Annotated in this window: 15 protein-coding genes; 9 read left to right on the forward strand and 6 right to left on the reverse strand. The window is 62.6% G+C overall.

What is annotated here, in order from left to right:
• The 5 genes from HCZ87_RS14265 to HCZ87_RS14285 form a co-directional block, all read left to right on the forward strand.
• Window positions 1-186 (forward strand): helix-turn-helix domain-containing protein (locus tag HCZ87_RS14265; RefSeq protein ID WP_167644649.1); only part of this gene is annotated, 186 nt, incomplete at its 5' end.
• 270 nt (window positions 187-456) lie between these two features.
• Window positions 457-2,121: an ABC transporter substrate-binding protein gene (locus HCZ87_RS14270; RefSeq protein WP_167644651.1), complete on the forward strand. Its 1,665-nt coding sequence runs from the start codon at window positions 457-459 to the stop codon at window positions 2,119-2,121.
• 168 nt (window positions 2,122-2,289) lie between these two features.
• A complete protein-coding gene (locus HCZ87_RS14275) occupies window positions 2,290-3,342 on the forward strand; it encodes an ABC transporter permease (RefSeq protein WP_167644653.1) in 1,053 nt (350 codons plus the stop codon).
• Between the two features lie 15 nt (window positions 3,343-3,357).
• Window positions 3,358-4,794, forward strand: a complete 1,437-nt coding sequence (locus HCZ87_RS14280; protein WP_167644655.1) for an ABC transporter permease — start codon at window positions 3,358-3,360, stop codon at window positions 4,792-4,794.
• 93 nt (window positions 4,795-4,887) lie between these two features.
• Window positions 4,888-6,975, forward strand: a complete 2,088-nt coding sequence (locus HCZ87_RS14285) for an ABC transporter ATP-binding protein (RefSeq protein WP_167644657.1) — start codon at window positions 4,888-4,890, stop codon at window positions 6,973-6,975.
• A gap of 148 nt (window positions 6,976-7,123) precedes the next feature.
• Here the strand turns inward: HCZ87_RS14285 and HCZ87_RS14290 are convergent, their stop codons facing one another.
• The 4 genes from HCZ87_RS14290 to HCZ87_RS14305 form a co-directional block, all read right to left on the reverse strand.
• Window positions 7,124-8,473, reverse strand: a complete 1,350-nt coding sequence (locus tag HCZ87_RS14290; protein ID WP_254868654.1) for a tetratricopeptide repeat-containing sulfotransferase family protein — start codon at window positions 8,471-8,473, stop codon at window positions 7,124-7,126.
• 196 nt (window positions 8,474-8,669) lie between these two features.
• On the reverse strand, window positions 8,670-9,812 hold the full coding sequence (locus HCZ87_RS14295) for a cytochrome-c peroxidase (protein WP_167644661.1): 1,143 nt from the start codon (window positions 9,810-9,812) through the stop codon (window positions 8,670-8,672).
• 157 nt (window positions 9,813-9,969) lie between these two features.
• Window positions 9,970-10,338, reverse strand: a complete 369-nt coding sequence (locus HCZ87_RS14300) for a hypothetical protein (RefSeq protein ID WP_167644663.1) — start codon at window positions 10,336-10,338, stop codon at window positions 9,970-9,972.
• A gap of 119 nt (window positions 10,339-10,457) precedes the next feature.
• Window positions 10,458-11,033, reverse strand: a complete 576-nt coding sequence (locus tag HCZ87_RS14305; protein WP_167644665.1) for a lytic transglycosylase domain-containing protein — start codon at window positions 11,031-11,033, stop codon at window positions 10,458-10,460.
• A gap of 257 nt (window positions 11,034-11,290) precedes the next feature.
• On the opposite strand from HCZ87_RS14305, the gene ssb reads away from it, so the two are divergent.
• Window positions 11,291-11,830: a single-stranded DNA-binding protein gene (gene ssb / locus HCZ87_RS14310; RefSeq protein ID WP_167644667.1), complete on the forward strand. Its 540-nt coding sequence runs from the start codon at window positions 11,291-11,293 to the stop codon at window positions 11,828-11,830.
• A 102-nt stretch (window positions 11,831-11,932) separates the two neighbouring features.
• On the opposite strand, the gene aroB is transcribed toward ssb, so the two are convergent.
• Together aroB and HCZ87_RS14320 are read right to left on the reverse strand one after the other, a co-directional pair.
• On the reverse strand, window positions 11,933-13,048 hold the full coding sequence (gene aroB / locus HCZ87_RS14315; protein ID WP_167644669.1) for a 3-dehydroquinate synthase: 1,116 nt from the start codon (window positions 13,046-13,048) through the stop codon (window positions 11,933-11,935).
• Window positions 13,048-13,638, reverse strand: coding sequence for a shikimate kinase (locus HCZ87_RS14320; protein ID WP_167644671.1), 591 nt, complete (start codon window positions 13,636-13,638; stop codon window positions 13,048-13,050). Before HCZ87_RS14320 ends, aroB begins: the two co-directional genes overlap by 1 nt.
• Before the next feature lie 83 nt (window positions 13,639-13,721).
• On the opposite strand from HCZ87_RS14320, the gene HCZ87_RS14325 reads away from it, so the two are divergent.
• From HCZ87_RS14325 to HCZ87_RS14335, 3 genes are all read left to right on the forward strand, one after another.
• Complete coding sequence (locus HCZ87_RS14325) at window positions 13,722-13,871, forward strand: hypothetical protein (RefSeq protein ID WP_167644673.1); 150 nt, start codon at window positions 13,722-13,724, stop codon at window positions 13,869-13,871.
• A complete protein-coding gene (locus HCZ87_RS14330; protein ID WP_167644675.1) occupies window positions 13,861-15,390 on the forward strand; it encodes a hypothetical protein in 1,530 nt (509 codons plus the stop codon). The genes HCZ87_RS14325 and HCZ87_RS14330 overlap by 11 nt, the downstream gene beginning before the upstream one ends.
• Window positions 15,391-15,393: 3 nt before the next feature.
• A partial coding sequence (locus HCZ87_RS14335; protein WP_167644676.1) for a tyrosine-type recombinase/integrase occupies window positions 15,394-16,219 on the forward strand: 826 nt, incomplete at its 3' end.

A 16,219-nucleotide genomic window follows, 5' to 3' on the forward strand; every position in this document is an offset into this window, starting at 1 on the left:
CAGCTGCACGCAGCCCGCAGCCTGCTGATCCGCACCAGCCTGCCAATGCGCGACATTGCCGATGCGCTGGGCTTTGGCAGCGCCGCCTATTTCACCCGTTTCATCACCCAGCACACCGGCGAAACCCCAAGCGCGCTGCGCAAAATGGCCCAGAAACACGACCCGGCACAGGCTCTGGCTGGCTGACCTTGCTCAATTCTGTGACAGCGGACCTAAAACCCGTCGTTTTTTCGAAACTGGGCGCCGCATCCCTGAAAACGACAGAAGCAATGTCGCTTTTTCTTCATCGAGTGCCGATACTGTGCATTGACCTCGCTTCCGATCTGTTGCCGTATAGGGCTGTTGAGGAAACATTGTGACAATTCAATAGCCTCAACGCGCCATAAAGTAGCCCGCAGCAGGTGGGCCTCGCCCGAGGACACAACCCGCAAGACGGTCTAGTACAGGGAGAAACCAATGACCACCACCACACGCAAGAGCAGCCCCACCCATTGGGCGGCAGAGATGCATGCGACGGAATTGAAGAGCGGCAAGATTTCCCGCCGCGAATTCCTGACCCGCGCCACCGCCCTGGGGGTCTCGACCGCAGCCGCATATGGGATGATCGGTCTCTCTGCACCGGCCCGCGCGGCAGACGGCATGCAAGAGGGCGGCACCCTGCGCGTTCAGATGGATGTTCGCGGCCTGAAAGATCCGCGCACCTTTGACTGGTCCCAGATCGCCAATGTCACCCGCGGCACCCTGGAATATCTGGTCGAATATGAAAACGACGGCTCCTTCACGCCGATGCTGCTCGAAGGCTGGGACGTCAATGACGCCGCCGACGAATATGTCCTGCATGTCCGCAAGGGCGTGAAGTGGAACAACGGCGATGATTTCACCGCCGAAGACGTGGCCCGCAATATTGCCGGCTGGTGCGACAAGGACCTGGAAGGCAACTCCATGGCCGGCCGCTTTGCCTCGCTGATCGACCCCGAGACCAACCAGGCCATCGAAGGCGCGATCGAAGTTGTGGACAGCCACACCGTCAAACTGAAGCTGCCGCATTCCGACATCACCATTATTCCCGGCATGGCCGACTATCCGGCCGCGCTCACCCATGCCAATTTTGACGCCAACGACGTGCAAAACGCTGTCGGCACCGGCCCCTATCTGCTCTCCGAGCTGGAAGTCGGCGTAAAAGCGACCCTTACCCGCAACGAGGATCACACCTGGTGGGGCGAGGCGGTCTTTGGCAAACCGGCGCTCGACAGCATCGAATATATCGACTTCGGCACCGATCCCTCCTCCTGGCTCTCGGCGCTGGAATCGGAAGAAGTCGACCTGCTCTATGAATCCGTTGGTGAATTCATCGACGTGATGGATGCGCTGGGCTTCAAGAAATCCGAAGTTGTGACCATGGCGACCGTTGTTATCCGCCCCAACCAGCTCGCCGAAGTGGACGGCATGAAACCCTATGCCGATCCGCGCGTCCGTCAGGCCATCACCATGGCCGTTGACAATGCCGTCTGCCTCGAACTCGGCTATGGCAACCGTGGCGAAGTGGCCGAAAACCACCATGTTGGCCCGGCGCACCCGGAATATGCCCCGCTGCCCAAGCGCGAAGTGAACGTCGAAGCTGCCCGCGCCCTGATGGAAGACGCCGGCATGATGGATTTCGAGCATGAGATCATCTCTATCGACGACGACTGGCGCAAGAACACCACCGATGCGGTGGCGGCACAGCTGCGCGACGCGGGCTTCAAGGTGAAACGGACCGTTCTGCCGGGCTCCACCTTCTGGAACGACTGGACCAAATATCCGTTCAGCTCCACCAACTGGAACCACCGTCCGCTGGGCGTGCAGATCTGGGCGCTGGCCTATCGCAGCGGCGAAGCCTGGAACGAATTTGGCTGGTCCAACGCCGATTTCGACGCCATCCTGCTCGAAGCGCTGGCGATTGCGGATGTCGACAAGCGCCGCGAAGTTGTCGCCCGTGGCGAAGCCTTGATCCAGGACGAAGGCGTGACCATCCAGCCCTACTGGAAATCGCTCTATAACCACATGCGCGAAGGTGTGATGGGGGCGGATATGCACATCACCTACGAGCATCACCACCACAAATGGGGCTGGGCTGCTTGATCCCTTGCGGTCATAGCCAAGTCTGACTGCGCGCCTCCGGCTGTTTCAGCCGGGGGCCGCCATGCGTGAAACAACAAAAAATCAAATCGCATTTCACGGCCCCCGTTTCGGATTTCCCAGATCCGATCTGTATCCGGGCCAGCCGACCGCCAGTCTGCAGGGGATCCAATGGGACTATTTATTCTGCGTCGTTCGGGCGTGATGATCATTACGGCGTTGTGCCTGACGTTCATCGTGTTCTTCCTGACCAACCTCTATCCGAACCTAGAAAAGCTCGCCAAGACCGAGGGCAACTTCCGCATGTCGGATGAGGCCGTGGCCAGTTGGCTGGATAAAAACGGCTACGGTCAGCCCATCGCCATCAAATACGGTCAATGGCTCGGCGTGGTGCCCGGCTGGACCCGCGAGGGCGAGGATGGCATCACCGGGCGCTGCATCGACGGCACCGCGACAGCAGAAATCGCCGCCCAGGCGCCGCGCTATTGCGGCATCCTTCAGGGCGACTGGGGCTATTCCACCCGGTTCAAGACCGATGTGGGCGAGATCATCGAAACCCGGCTCGGCAATACCGGCTATCTGATGATGTGGGTGCTGATCCTGATGGTGCCCTCGGCGCTGATCATTGGTGTGCTGGCGGGCATGCGCGAAGGCTCTGCGCTGGATCGCTCGCTCTCGACCGTGTCGATCATGACCACCGCAACGCCTGAATATGTCTCCGGGGTGATCTTCATCGCGGTCTTTGCCTCCTCCACCGTGGGGCTCAAATGGTTCAAGGGCACCGCCACCGCGGCGATGGAAAACCCAACGTTCGAGAATTTCTTTCTGCCGGTGCTGACGATCGCGCTCTATGGCATGGGCTATATCGCCCGGATGACGCGGGCCTCGATGACCGAGGTGATGACCGCGCAATATATCCGCACCGCCCGGCTCAAGGGCGTGAGCTTTGGCAATATCGTGCTGAAACACGCGCTGCGCAACGCGCTGATCGCGCCCTTCACCGTCATCATGCTCCAGTTCCCCTGGCTGCTGAACGGCGTGGTGATCGTCGAAAGCCTGTTTAACTACAAAGGTTTTGGCTGGGCGCTGGTCGAGGCTGCAAGCAACAATGATATCGAGCTGCTGCTCGCCGTTTCTGTTGTCTCCGTCGTGGTGGTTCTGCTCACGCAGCTGATTTCCGATATCGGCTATGTGTTCCTGAACCCCCGTATCCGTATCGCTTAAGACAGGAGGCTCATCATGGATCCTTTGACCTGGACTGGCTCTCTTGCCTTTATCAACCCGATCTTTCTGATCGCCCTGGTGCTGCTGGCCGCGAGCATCCTGCTCTGGATGGGCGTCAGCATCCTGACCGCCGGCACCCGCCATGTGGCCAATGCCGATGGCACCATGACCCTCGCCGGCAATCCGCAGGCCATGGCCAGCCTCGGCGTGCGCACCACCTTTTTCGCGGTGGCGGTGCTGGCGCTGGCCTATGTGCTGCTTGGCCTGACGCTCGGCAGTGGCGCCGGGATCATCGGCGCCATGTCGCGCCAGTTGCTGCCGACCTGGGCGGCGCTGGTGATTTTGTTTGGCCTCTCAATCAGCTTCAAGCGGCGGCTGGGCCTTTATGGCAAGCTGTTTGACAGCCCGATCGGCATGATCGGCTTTGCGCTGGTGATGTTCTGGGTGTTCACGGGCGTTTTTGCCGCCATGGATCTGATCGCCACCCATGACCCGCTGGCGCAGCTCTCGGGCATGAAGAACAAGGTGCCCGGCACCCCCGTGCGCGGCGCCGAGGCCGGAGACTATGCCTGGTATCTGCTGGGCGGCGACAACCTGGCGCGCGACGTGTTTTCCCGCATGGTCAAAGGCGCCTGGGAGGTGCTGAAATATGCCCCGCTCGCGACGCTCTTTGCCTTTATGGTGGGTATCACCCTGGGGCTGCCTGCGGGTTATTACGGCGGCCGTCTGGATACGGTGCTGTCTTTCTTGGCCAACCTGATCCTCGCCTTCCCGGTGATTCTGATGTTCTACCTGCTGGTCACGCCCGAGATCGTGGCAACGGGCCTGCCGCAATATATGGCGGTGGTGCTCTTTGCCTTCCCGCTGATCTTTTGCGGCGTGCTGATCCACTCGCGATTCCGAACCCAGCCCTCCAAGAACAAACTGTGGCTGGCGGTGGTGCTGGTGCCGATGGCGCTGCTCTATCTGTCGCTGGTCAATGCGCCGGGCTCCAAGATCGACTTTTGGCCGCTGGACTTCTTTGACGTGCCCGGCGGCGTTCTGGTGGTTTTTGTCTCGGTGGTCTTTGTGAACTCGCCCACGGTGTTCCGCATCGTGCGCGGCCTGACCATGGACATCAAATCCCGCGATTACGTCGCCGCCGCGCAAACCCGGGGCGAGCGTCCCTGGTACATCATGCTGTGGGAAATCCTGCCCAACGTGCGCGGACCGCTGATCGTCGATTTCTGCCTGCGTATCGGCTATACCACGATCCTGCTTGGCACCCTGGGCTTCTTTGGCCTTGGCCTGCCGCCGGAAAGCCCGGACTGGGGGTCCACCATCAATGACGGGCGCAAGCTCTTGCAGATCTACCTGCACCCGGCGCTGCCGCCCGCCGTCGCCCTGATGAGCCTGGTTCTGGGGCTGAACCTGCTGGCCGATGGTCTGCGCGAAGAGAGCCTGAAAGACTGATGTGACCGTGGCCGGGGGCGCCGCCCCCGGACCCCCGAGGTATTTTGGGCAAGATGAAACGATAGGTTTCTCATGCCCACCAGGGAGACAAAAATGAGCAAACTTGCAGAGTATGAGGGGCCGATCCTGGAGATCGACAAACTGTCCATCTCCTTTTTCACCCGTCTGCGCGAAATTCCCGCGGTGATGGATTTCTCCGTCTCGGTGCAGCCCGGCGAGGCGGTCGGGCTGGTGGGCGAATCCGGTTGCGGCAAATCCACCGTTGCGCTGGGGGTGATGCAGGATCTGGGCAAGAACGGCCGCATCGTTGGCGGCTCGATCAAGTTCAAGGGCCGCGATCTGGCCGACATGAGCGCGGAAGAGCTGCGCGATGTGCGCGGAAACGAGATCGCGATGATCTATCAGGAGCCGATGGCCTCGCTGAACCCGGCGATGAAGATCGGCAAACAGCTGATGGAAGTACCGATGATCCACGAGGGGATCACCGAGAAAGAGGCATATGCCCGCGCGCTGGAGGTGGTCACGGATGTGAAACTGCCTGACCCCAAGCGGATGCTGAACTCCTATCCGCACCAGCTGTCGGGGGGGCAGCAGCAGCGGATCGTCATCGCCATGGCCTTGATGTCCAAGCCCTCGCTGCTGATTCTGGATGAGCCCACAACCGCGCTCGACGTGACGGTGGAGGCGGCGGTGGTCGAGCTGGTCAGGGATCTGGGCAAGAAATACGGCACCTCGATGCTGTTCATTTCCCATAACCTCGGCCTGGTGCTGGAAACCTGTGACCGGATTTGCGTGATGTATTCCGGCGAGGCGGTGGAGCGCGGCTCCATCGAGGATGTGTTTGACAGCATGCGCCACCCCTATACGCAGGCGCTGTTTCGCTCGATCCCGCTGCCCGGGGCGGACAAGAACTCACGTCCGCTGGTGGCGATCCCCGGCAACTTTCCCCTGCCCCACGAGCGGCCCCCGGGCTGTAACTTCGGCCCGCGCTGCGATTATTTCGAGGCCGGGCGCTGTGACGCCGGCGATATCCTGATGTCGCCGGTGCCCGACAACGAGCGCCATCATACCCGCTGCCTGAAGTTTCAGGAGATCGACTGGGATGCGCCGATCCATGTTGGCGAGCAGAAGGAAAAGAACGAGCCGGGCCGCGTTGTTCTCAAGATGGACAATCTGAAGAAATACTACGAGGTGGCGGCCAATGCGCTGTTTGGCGGCGGCACCACCAAGGTGGTCAAAGCCAATGAAACCCTGAGCTTTGAGGCCCGCGAATCCGAGACCCTCGCCATTGTTGGCGAATCGGGCTGCGGCAAATCCACCTTTGCCAAGGTCTTGATGGGGCTGGAGACGGCGACCGATGGCGAAATCCTGCTGGATGGGCGCAATATCGAGCATATCCCGATCCAGTCGCGGGATGCGCGCACCATCGCTGATGTGCAGATGGTGTTCCAGAACCCCTTTGACACGCTGAACCCCTCGATGACCGTGGGCCGCCAGATCATCCGGGCGCTGGATATCTTTGGCATCGGCGACAGCGACGCCGAGCGCAAACAGCGCATGCTGGAGCTTCTGGACCTTGTGAAACTGCCGCGCGCCTTTGCCGATCGCATGCCGCGTCAGCTCTCGGGCGGGCAGAAACAGCGGGTCGGCATTGCCCGGGCCTTTGCCGGCGGGGCGCGCATCGTGGTGGCGGATGAGCCGGTCTCGGCGCTTGATGTGTCGGTGCAGGCAGCGGTGACCGATCTGTTGATGGAGATCCAGCGCAACGAGAAAACCACGCTCCTGTTCATCTCGCATGACCTGTCGATCGTGCGTTACCTGTCGGATCGGGTGATGGTGATGTATCTCGGCCATGTGGTGGAGCTGGGCGATACGGATCAGGTGTTCTCGCCGCCCTATCATCCCTATACCGAGGCGCTGCTTTCGGCGGTTCCCATCGCCGATACGTCGATCCAGAAGACCCATATCGTGCTGGACGGCGATATCCCCTCGGCGATGAATCCGCCCTCGGGCTGCCCTTTCCAGACCCGCTGTCGCTGGAAATCCGAGGTCCCCGGCGGCCTCTGCGAGAAGGAGGTTCCGCCGATCCGCACCATGGCCAACGGGCATCAGATCAAATGTCACCTCAGCGAGGAGGTTTTTGCGAACATGGAACCCGTCATCAAGATCGCCGCCGAATAACCCGGCGTCAAACAGATCAAAAAAGGACCTCACGTCGATCCACGTGAGGTCCTTTTATCGTTCAAAGACAAAGCATTACAGCATGATCTTGGCGGTGATCACGCCCCCATGCGAGGAGAAAGCCCCCCGCATAGGAGCGCGAGCCACCTTAGCGCAGGTTGTCGTCCAGCGCCTGCCAGGCGTCGATCCAACGGTCACCGCCGAGCATATCCTTCACCGGTTGCAGCTGTTCGGCATAGGCCTGCCATTTGCCCTGGCTCGCCGGGGTCAGTTCCTCATGACCCAGCGAGGTGGCGATGTTTTCCGGCTTGCACAGCGGCGTCGGCGTGAGGCAGGCGCTGTCAAAGTCCAGGCCGGCGTGATCCAGCAGCAGGTTGATTTCCTGTTCCGGGTTCTGCACCAGCGCCTCGTAGGACTGGAAGCGCATCGCATCGCCCAGCTTTTCCGCGTAGTTGAAGGCAGAGGCATAGACGGTGCGGGTGACCTTGCCGATCCATTCCGCGCGGGAGGCCATGGCGTTGCCGTTCAGCACGTTGGAGGCAACATTCGCCAGCGCGGTCTCCAGCGGGTGGCGGGACATAAAGACGAATTTGGCTTCCGGGAACAGGAACTGCGCCAGGGCGAACTCCAGACAGCCCAGCGGATGCGCATCGACGATGGTCTTGCCACCGGCAACCTGGCCGCCCATGGCGCGTTCCAGATAATACTGGCGGAAAATTTCAATCTCTTCCGTGTTCAGCTGGTCCATCCAGTCCCAGTAGTTGCAGGGACGTCCGGTTTTTGCCAGATGCATGCGAATGGCGCCATGGGTGCGTGACAGCGCGGCGTTTTCGCCAACGCTAAAGACGTTCTTGTGCTCCGACAGGATCCGATCCACCAGCCCGGTGCCCGCCATCGGCATGCCGCCGATAAAGACGATCTTGGGCAGCACGGCGCTGTCGGTATCTACGGCGCGCGGCTCGAACATTTGCTCTTGTTCGGCAACCATTTCGTCAAAAATCGCCGGAGCAAAGGCGCCCGCGACACTCTGACGAGAGGATTGGAACAGGGTAAAGGCGGTGTTGATCTCACCTGCGGCATGGGCAATCTGCGCCAGCGCATGATGAACCAGAGCCCGGCGATTGGTGTCCAGATCATCCCGTTCGGACAGGGCCAGCAGCCGCTGGGCGTAGAGGTTGTCGGGGGTGAATGTCTCAATCCCGTTGAGCGCGGTCAGCGCCGGGATCGAATTCGGCTCCATGCTCAGAACCTTTTCAAAGGCGGCAACCGCTGCATCCAGCTCGCCCTTGGTTTGCAGCATCAGGCCCAGTTTGCCCCAGCTGCCCGCGTCGTCGGGGAAATTTTCGGTGACGTGACGCATGACCATGATCGCATTGTCATAGTCGCGCATTTCAAAGAAACAATCCGCGGTCCGGTCCAGGAGGTCGAGATCAAGCTCGCCCGCCTGCACATAGGGCAGCATCACGCTCAGAGAGCGCGCATATTTACCCGTGGCCATCAGAGTGTCTACGGTTTGGATTGCCTCAGCCAAGGCATCTTGGGAGTGGCTGTTTTCTACCAGCATGTGATGTTCGCCCTTCTGTAACGATGAGGCCGAAATTGCTGGATAGAAGTGAATCACCGGTAAAGCAGCTGGGTCTAAATTGTGTCTTTTTCTTGGAATTTGACGGAAGGCCGCCATAAAGCGGCCCGGCTCACTCCTCCAACAGGTGTTCGTAGCGCGCATCCGTCAGGGTTTTCAAGAAGGCCACCAGCGCATCCACCCGGCGCGCTTCCAGAGCCGGACCATGGGTCAGTTCCTTGGTGGAAAGGGTCTCTGGCACCGGCGCATCGCCCCAGGGCGCCCCGGTTTCCGGGTTGATCTGGGCGTTTTCTGCCTTGCTGTTGTACTTGTTATAAAACAGCACCACGGTGCGCAGATCCTTGAAGACACCATTGTGCATATAGGGGCCGGTCACCGCCACATTGCGCAGGGTGGGTGTTTTGAACTTGCCGCGATGATCGGGGTCATCCACGCGCGGATTTTCAAACAAGCCATTGTCCACAAAATCTGCCGCAACACCGTTTTCCGCCCGCCCCGGCAGATTCGCCGGCACCCCGATGTTGTGATAGCGATAATCCGTAAAGGGCTCCGCAACATCCAGGCCGCTGCGGCGCAGCTGATGGCATTGGTTGCAATTGGTGAATTGCTGAGAAAAGAACAGCAAGCGGCCCAGCTCTTCCATTTTGGTCAGCTCGACCTCGCCGCGCAGATAGCGGTCATATTTGCTGTCAAAGGGGCGGAAGACGTCGGTTTTCTCAAAGGCGCCGATGGCATCGCTGAGCGCCGCATAGCCCTCCTGCGCCGTGGTGTCCGAGGTGATATCCACATCATACAGCGTCTGAAAGGCGGCGACATAATCCGGGTGTTCCGCCAGGCGCGCCACCGCGTCGGCCTTGTTCGCCATGCCCAGTTCGATTGGATTCAGGATCGGCCCCCCGGCCTGTTCGGCCAGATCCGCCGCGCGCCCGTCCCAGAACTGGCCACCGACCCATTCGCCATCCTCGTCCTGATGAAACACCGGCGACAGCACCGCATAGGCCGCCGTCGGCGCATTGCGCCCGCCCAGCGACTGACCGTCATCACCCCGTGAGAACGCGCCCTCCGCATCCCGGCGCGGATCGGCAAAGCCCACCTCCGGGTCGTGGCAGCTGGCGCAGGATTGCGTGCGGTTGGCCGACAGATCCGTCTCAAAGAACAAAGCCTCCCCCAGCGCCTCACGCGTGGGGAACTCCGCAGCCATCGCGGGAAGACTGCACAACAAGAGGAGGGTTGCGGGGCAAAATGCTTTATTCATAATCGTCTCCGGAAATTCCAAGGTCGGGCCTAGACCAGATCGGCGTCAAATTCCAGATGCAGAAAGGACGCATCCCGTAGAATGCGCCCTTTCTCGTCCCCCACAGTCCCACCCGCGGGTATGCCTTGTTTTGCGCGCGCGGTGCCGCGCTCAGAGCTCAGACCAGCTGCACAATGGCGAGCGTCAGCAGGTTGATTGCCGCAAATTGAAACAGTTTTGGCCGTTGCTCTGCGCGCAGCGCCGCAACCAGCGCCAGGATCACCGAGGCCAGGAGCCCGGCAAGCCCCAGCATCACCGCGAGCTGTCCGATCAGACCGATCTCGCTGCCCGCGACCGGCCCCGTCAGCCCCTTCAGCAACAGGCCCAGAAGCGCCCCCAGGGTCACCCCCCAGAGCATGGGGCCAATCTCGCGCCGATCCGCGCGGCCATGCTGTTTCAGCACCGCCTCGACCAGCTCTGGCCGGGGGCGCGCGCCGGGTTCCCAGCCCATGCGATCCACCCGACCCTCAAACGTCTTTGCACTCACCCGTCTTCCCTCCGTGTTGAAGGGAGAATTTACCTCTGATTAAGGCAGATTAATGACCGGTTAACGCAGAAGCCGGGGCAAATGGTTAACGCCGGCAAAAAGCCGCGCAATAGGCCCCCTCAGGAGCCGAGAATCTTGCGCACATAGGTTTGCGTTTCCGCGTAAGGTGGCACGCCGCCGTGTTTTTTCACCGCATCCGGCCCGGCATTATAGGCCGCCAGCGCCAGCCGCCAGGAGCCAAAGGCCCGGTACTGCTGGGCAAGGTATTTGGCGCCGCCGCGCAGGTTCTCGGCCGGGACCTTGGGATCCACCCCCAGGATCTGCGCGGTGCCCGGCATCAATTGCGCAAGGCCGACCGCCCCCTTGTGCGAGGTCGCGGCAGGGTTCCAGTTGCTTTCCTGCTGCACCAGGCGCAGGAACAGATCCTCCGGCACCCCATGGGCACGGGCCGCGCTGCGGGCGACCTCCAGATACTCGCCACGATAGCTGCCATTATAGATCGGCAGAATATCGTCTTTCAGACTATCGGGCTTCAGCCGCTCCGAGGCGCGATATTGCGTTGCCGCCCGCGTGTCCAGAAACTTGGTCTGGGCGGCAAACATCTTGCGCTTGGATTTATCTGAAAACAGGTCCCCTGCCACCGCAGGGGCGGTGCAGACGGACAGAAGCAGGGCAGCGGTTGTAAGGCGTCGCATCACAATAGGCAGCAATCTGATAATTCGGCTGGAGGCAATATAGTCAACTTCGCGGCAAATGGAAGATATCCACATTTTCCTATAACCCAATAGCCATTTTATGATCCATCCCGGGGCCTCGCGGGGCCAGCTGCCCTTTCATCGCGGGGCCAGGATGGTTACTCTGGCCGACAGGCAATGGATGGGATTCGACCTCCCGTCCCGGCGATCCGTCGCAACCGCTCAAGATCTGACAAGAAACAAAGGACAGGACCCTCATGGCCGGATCCCTGAACAAAGTAATGCTCATCGGCAATCTGGGGCGCGACCCGGAAGTGCGCAGTTTCCAGAATGGCGGCAAGGTGTGCAACCTGCGCATCGCCACCTCTGAAACCTGGAAAGACCGCAACACCGGCGAGCGTCGCGAACGCACCGAATGGCACTCTGTCGCGGTGTTCAGCGAAGGCCTGGTGCGCGTGTGCGAACAATATCTGCGCAAGGGCTCCAAGGTCTATGTGGAAGGCCAGCTGCAAACCCGCAAATGGCAGGACCAGAACGGCCAGGATCGCTATAGCACCGAGATCGTTCTGCAAGGCTTTGGCGGCACGCTGACCATGCTGGACGGGCGCGGCGAAGGCGGCGGTGGCAGCGGCGGTGGTTATGGCGGCGGCCAGGGTGGCGGCGGCGATTTCGGCGGCGGTGGCGGCAGCTACGGCGGTGGCAGCGGTGGCGGCTACGGCGGCGGCAACCAGGGCGGTGGCTTTGGCGGCGGCAGCGGCCCCTCGCAGAACATCGACGACGACGAAATCCCGTTCTGAGCCATCCGCTCTGCCAGAGACAAAAACACCCGGTGCGATCCGCACCGGGTGTTTTTTTTCAGTCATCCAAGTCGCCGCCGGGCGATCAGGCAACCGGATCTCTCAGGCGCATTGGCGCAGCGCGTCCTCCAGCACCTCCAGCACCTTTTCCTGCGGCACATCGGCGGTGACAAAAGCCTCGCCAATGTCGCGCGCGAGGATGAAATGCAGCTTGCCGCCGACCACTTTCTTGTCCTGGCCCATCAGCGCCACCAGCTCCGCCGCCGAAGGCAGATCGCCGGGAATATCGGCCAGATCGGTCTTCATGCCCATCGCCTTGAGATGCGCCCGCACCCGGCTGGGGCATTCCTGGCTGCACAGGCCAAGCCGCGCCGAAAGCTCAAAGGCCAGCGCGCAGCCGATCGCCACGCCCTCGCCGTGCAACAGCCGGTCGCCGTAGCCGGTCGCCGCCTCCAGCGCATGGCAGAAGGTATGGCCGAGGTTCAATAGCGCCCGGTCGCCCTGCTCCGTTTCGTCCCGCGCCACGATATCGGCCTTCATCTGCACCGAGCGCGCCACCGCCTCGACCCGCAGCGCCATATCGCCCGCTGCCATCGCCGGGGCGTTGGCCTCCAGCCAGTCAAAAAATGTCGCGTCGCCAAGCAGCCCGTATTTCACCACCTCGCCGTAGCCCGCGAGGAAATCCCGTTCGGTCAGCGTACCAAGGATCGCGGTATCCGCCAGCACCAGCGTCGGCTGGTGAAAGGCCCCGATCAGGTTCTTGCCCTGCGGCGCGTTGATGCCGGTCTTGCCACCCACCGAGCTGTCAACCTGCGCCAGAAGCGAGGTGGGGATCTGCACAAAGCGCACGCCCCGGCGCAGCACCGCAGCGGCAAAGCCCGCCAGATCGCCAATCACCCCGCCGCCAAAGGCGACGACGATATCATTGCGCTCGATCTTCTGCTCCAGCAGCCATTCCACCGCGCGGGTGAACTGCGGCCAGCCCTTTGTGGCCTCGCCCGCCGGCAGCGCCAGCGCTTCCATCTCGATGCCCGCCTCGGCAAGCCCGGCGCGCAGGCTCTCCAGATGCAGGGCGGCGACGGTCTCGTCGCTCAGCACCGCAACCCGGGGGCGTTTCAGCAGCGGTGCGATCCGCTTGCCCGCCTGCGCCAGCAGATCCGGGCCGATCACCACGTCATAGGCGCGCGATCCCAGCGGCACATGAACCACTCGTTCCATCAGTCAAACTCCACTACATCCGGGCGGGCGCGCAGGGCCTCCAGCACCCGTTCCACCATGTCATTGATCGAAACCTGGCCATCCGACTGCACCACCACATCCGCCTGCGCATAGATCGGCGCCCGCGCGTGATAGATGTCCGATAGCGTCTGATAGGGATCCGCCGAGCGCAACAAAGGCCGCGAATCGCGCCCCTTGACCCGCCGCCACAGCACATCCAGATCCGCTTGCAGGCAGACCGAGACCCCGGCCTCGGTCATCACCTTGCGGTTCCGCTCTGCCAGAAAGGCGCCGCCGCCAGTGGAGAGCACACCGCATTCTTCCTTCAGCAGACGGCAAATGACCTGATATTCCTTCTCGCGAAAGAACGGCTCGCCATCGCGGGCAAAGATCTCGGGAATCGACATATTCGCCGCCGTCTCGATCTCGTGGTCGCTGTCCAGAAATGGCACCCGAAGCCGTGCGGCCAAGGCGCGGCCCACGGCGGTTTTCCCGGCCCCCATCATGCCCACCAGCACAATGGTTTTCTTCAGCCTCCCCGGCGCGCAACTTTCTGCCACCGCGCTGGTGATTTGGTCTTTTTCGCTCATTCTTCCGTGAATGACGTGATATTGCCGAAAAGGCCATATATAAAACTCGCAAAACAGGCAAAGAAGCAGGCAACGGCATCGCAATGGCACGTTTGATAAAATACTTGGCTATCCTCATCTTTCTGGCGGCAATCGCGCTGGTGGCCTACGCCTATCTGGGCCCCTGGTTTGGCGCGGATTTCTCGGCCCCCGCCGAGGAAATGCGCAAACCCGTGGTGCTCAATGCCGATTAAGACCGCAGCCCTGGTGATCGGCGGAGTGTTGCTCTCGGTCACGCCGGGACTGGCCCGCGATCCGCTCAGCGCCATCGACTGGCTGGAGACCGCACCGCCAGTGGCGAATATCCCCGCCACCCTGCTGCTGGAACCCCCGGTCGCCCGGACCGGCCGTGGCCCCGATATCACCGTAACGCCGCTGGACCGTTTGCTGCCTGCCGTGGGGCTGGTTTCGGCCAATCAGACCGGCCTGCCGCTGACGCTCTGGCAGGGCAGCGCCCCGGCGCGGCTGGCAGAGCTGATCCGCGATGTGCCGGTGAACGACCTGCCCGCGATGCAGTCCCTCCTGATGACCCTGCTTCTGACCGAGGCCCGCCCCCCCTTTCGCGACCGCGACCAGCTGCTGCTGGCCCGGCTTGACCGGCTGCGCGACAGCGGCGCCGTAGACCCGGTGCAGGCGCTGGTGCAGGACGCCGGCCCGACCGAGAGCCCGGCCCGCTTTGCCCGCTGGTTTGACGCCACGTTGTTGAACGGCGACGAAGATCGCAGCTGCGCGGCGCTCACCGCCGATCCCTATCTGACGCAGGATTACGCGGCGCGCATCTTCTGCTCCGCCCGCCGGGGCGACTGGCCCACGGCGGCGCTGATGCTTGACACCGCCCATGCGCTGGAGCTGATCTCCGACGCCGAGCTGGCGCTCCTGGATCGCTTTCTCAACCCCGACGTCTACGAGGGCATGCCGCCGCTGCCGCAGCCCGCGCGCCCCACCCCGCTGGAGTTCCGCATCTTCGAGGCGATCGGCGAGCCCATGCCCACCGCGCCGCTGCCGCGCGCCTTTGCCAGCGCCGATCTGCGCGACATCATCGGCTGGAAAGCCCAGCTGGAAGCCGCCGAGCGCCTGACCCGCAGCCGCGCCATGAACCCCAACCAGTTGCTGGGGCTGTTCACCGCCCGTAAACCGGCCGCATCGGGCGGGATCTGGGACCGGGTCGCCGCCGTGCAACGCTTTGACACCGCGCTGGGCACCGGCAGCGCCGAGGCCGTGCGCAAGACCCTGCCCGCGCTCTGGCGTGCCGCGCATGACGCCGGGCTGGAGATGGCGATGGCCGATCTCTTTGCGCCGCGCCTCGCCGAGCTGACGCTGTCCGGCCCCGCCGCCCAGACCGCCTGGACCCTGCGTCTGCTCTCTGCGGATTACGAGGCCGCCGCCGCCACGCCGCCTGACCCGTCCAACGCCAATCGCTTCCTCGCCTCGCTGGCGCAGGGGCAACCCGATCCCGCCCTGGCTGGCTCGGCACTGCAACGGGCGATCGCGCAGGGCTTTGCCCCGGACACCGGCATGCCCGCCGCGCAAAAGCTGCTGCTCGATCAGGGGCGGCTGGGCGAGGCGATTCTGGTCACCATCAAGAGCTTCTCTCATGGCGCCGATGGCAATCTGGAGGCCGTCGCCCTGTCGCTCGCGGCCTTTCGCCATATGGGGCTGGAGGACACCGCCCGCCGCGCCGCCTTGCAGCTCCTGCTGCTGCCGCGAGGATAAGCCATGCGCGCACCGGATGACGATCTGCAATGGATCTCCACCTTTCTGGAGGCCCAGGCCGCCGAGCTGGGCGCCGCCCGCAACACGCTGCTGGCCTATGGCCGCGACCTGCGCGATGTGGTGCAGTGGATGAAGGCGAAAAATCTCAGCTTTTCCAAGGCACAACAGGGCGACGTTGAAGCGTATCTGATTGCCTGCGATGCCGATGGGCTCAGCCGCGCCACCCGCGCCCGGCGGCTCTCGGCGATCAAGCAGATCTATCGCTTCGCCTTTGAGGAAGGCTGGCGCGCGGACAATCCCGCGCTTCAAATCAAAGGCCCCGGTCGCGCCAAATCCCTGCCCAAAACGCTGGAGATCGCCGAGGTCGACCGGCTCCTGGAGGCCGCCCGCCAAACCGGCCGCAGCGAGGCCGACCGGCAGCGCAACACCTGCCTGATGGAACTCCTCTATGCCACCGGCATGCGGGTGAGCGAGCTGGTCTCCCTGCCCGTTTCCGCCGCGCGGGGGGATCCCAATATGTTGCTGATCCTGGGCAAGGGCGGCAAGGAACGCATGGTGCCGCTCTCCCCGCCCGCACGGGCCGCGCTGTCTGCCTGGCTGCACAGCCGCGATGCGGCAGAGGCGCTGCGCGAGAGCAAGGGACACAAACCCTCGCGGTTTCTCTTTCCCTCCCGCAGCAAGGAGGGCCACCTGACCCGGCACCGCTTCTATCTGCTGATCAAGGAGCTCGCCGTCACCGGTGGCGTCTCGCCCGAGAAGGTCACGCCGCACACCCTGCGCCACGCCTTTGCCACGCATCTGCTGGCCAATGGCGCCGATCTGCGCGCGA

It is taken from the genome of Phaeobacter sp. HF9A, assembly GCF_011806385.1.
Classification (GTDB): domain Bacteria; phylum Pseudomonadota; class Alphaproteobacteria; order Rhodobacterales; family Rhodobacteraceae; genus Epibacterium.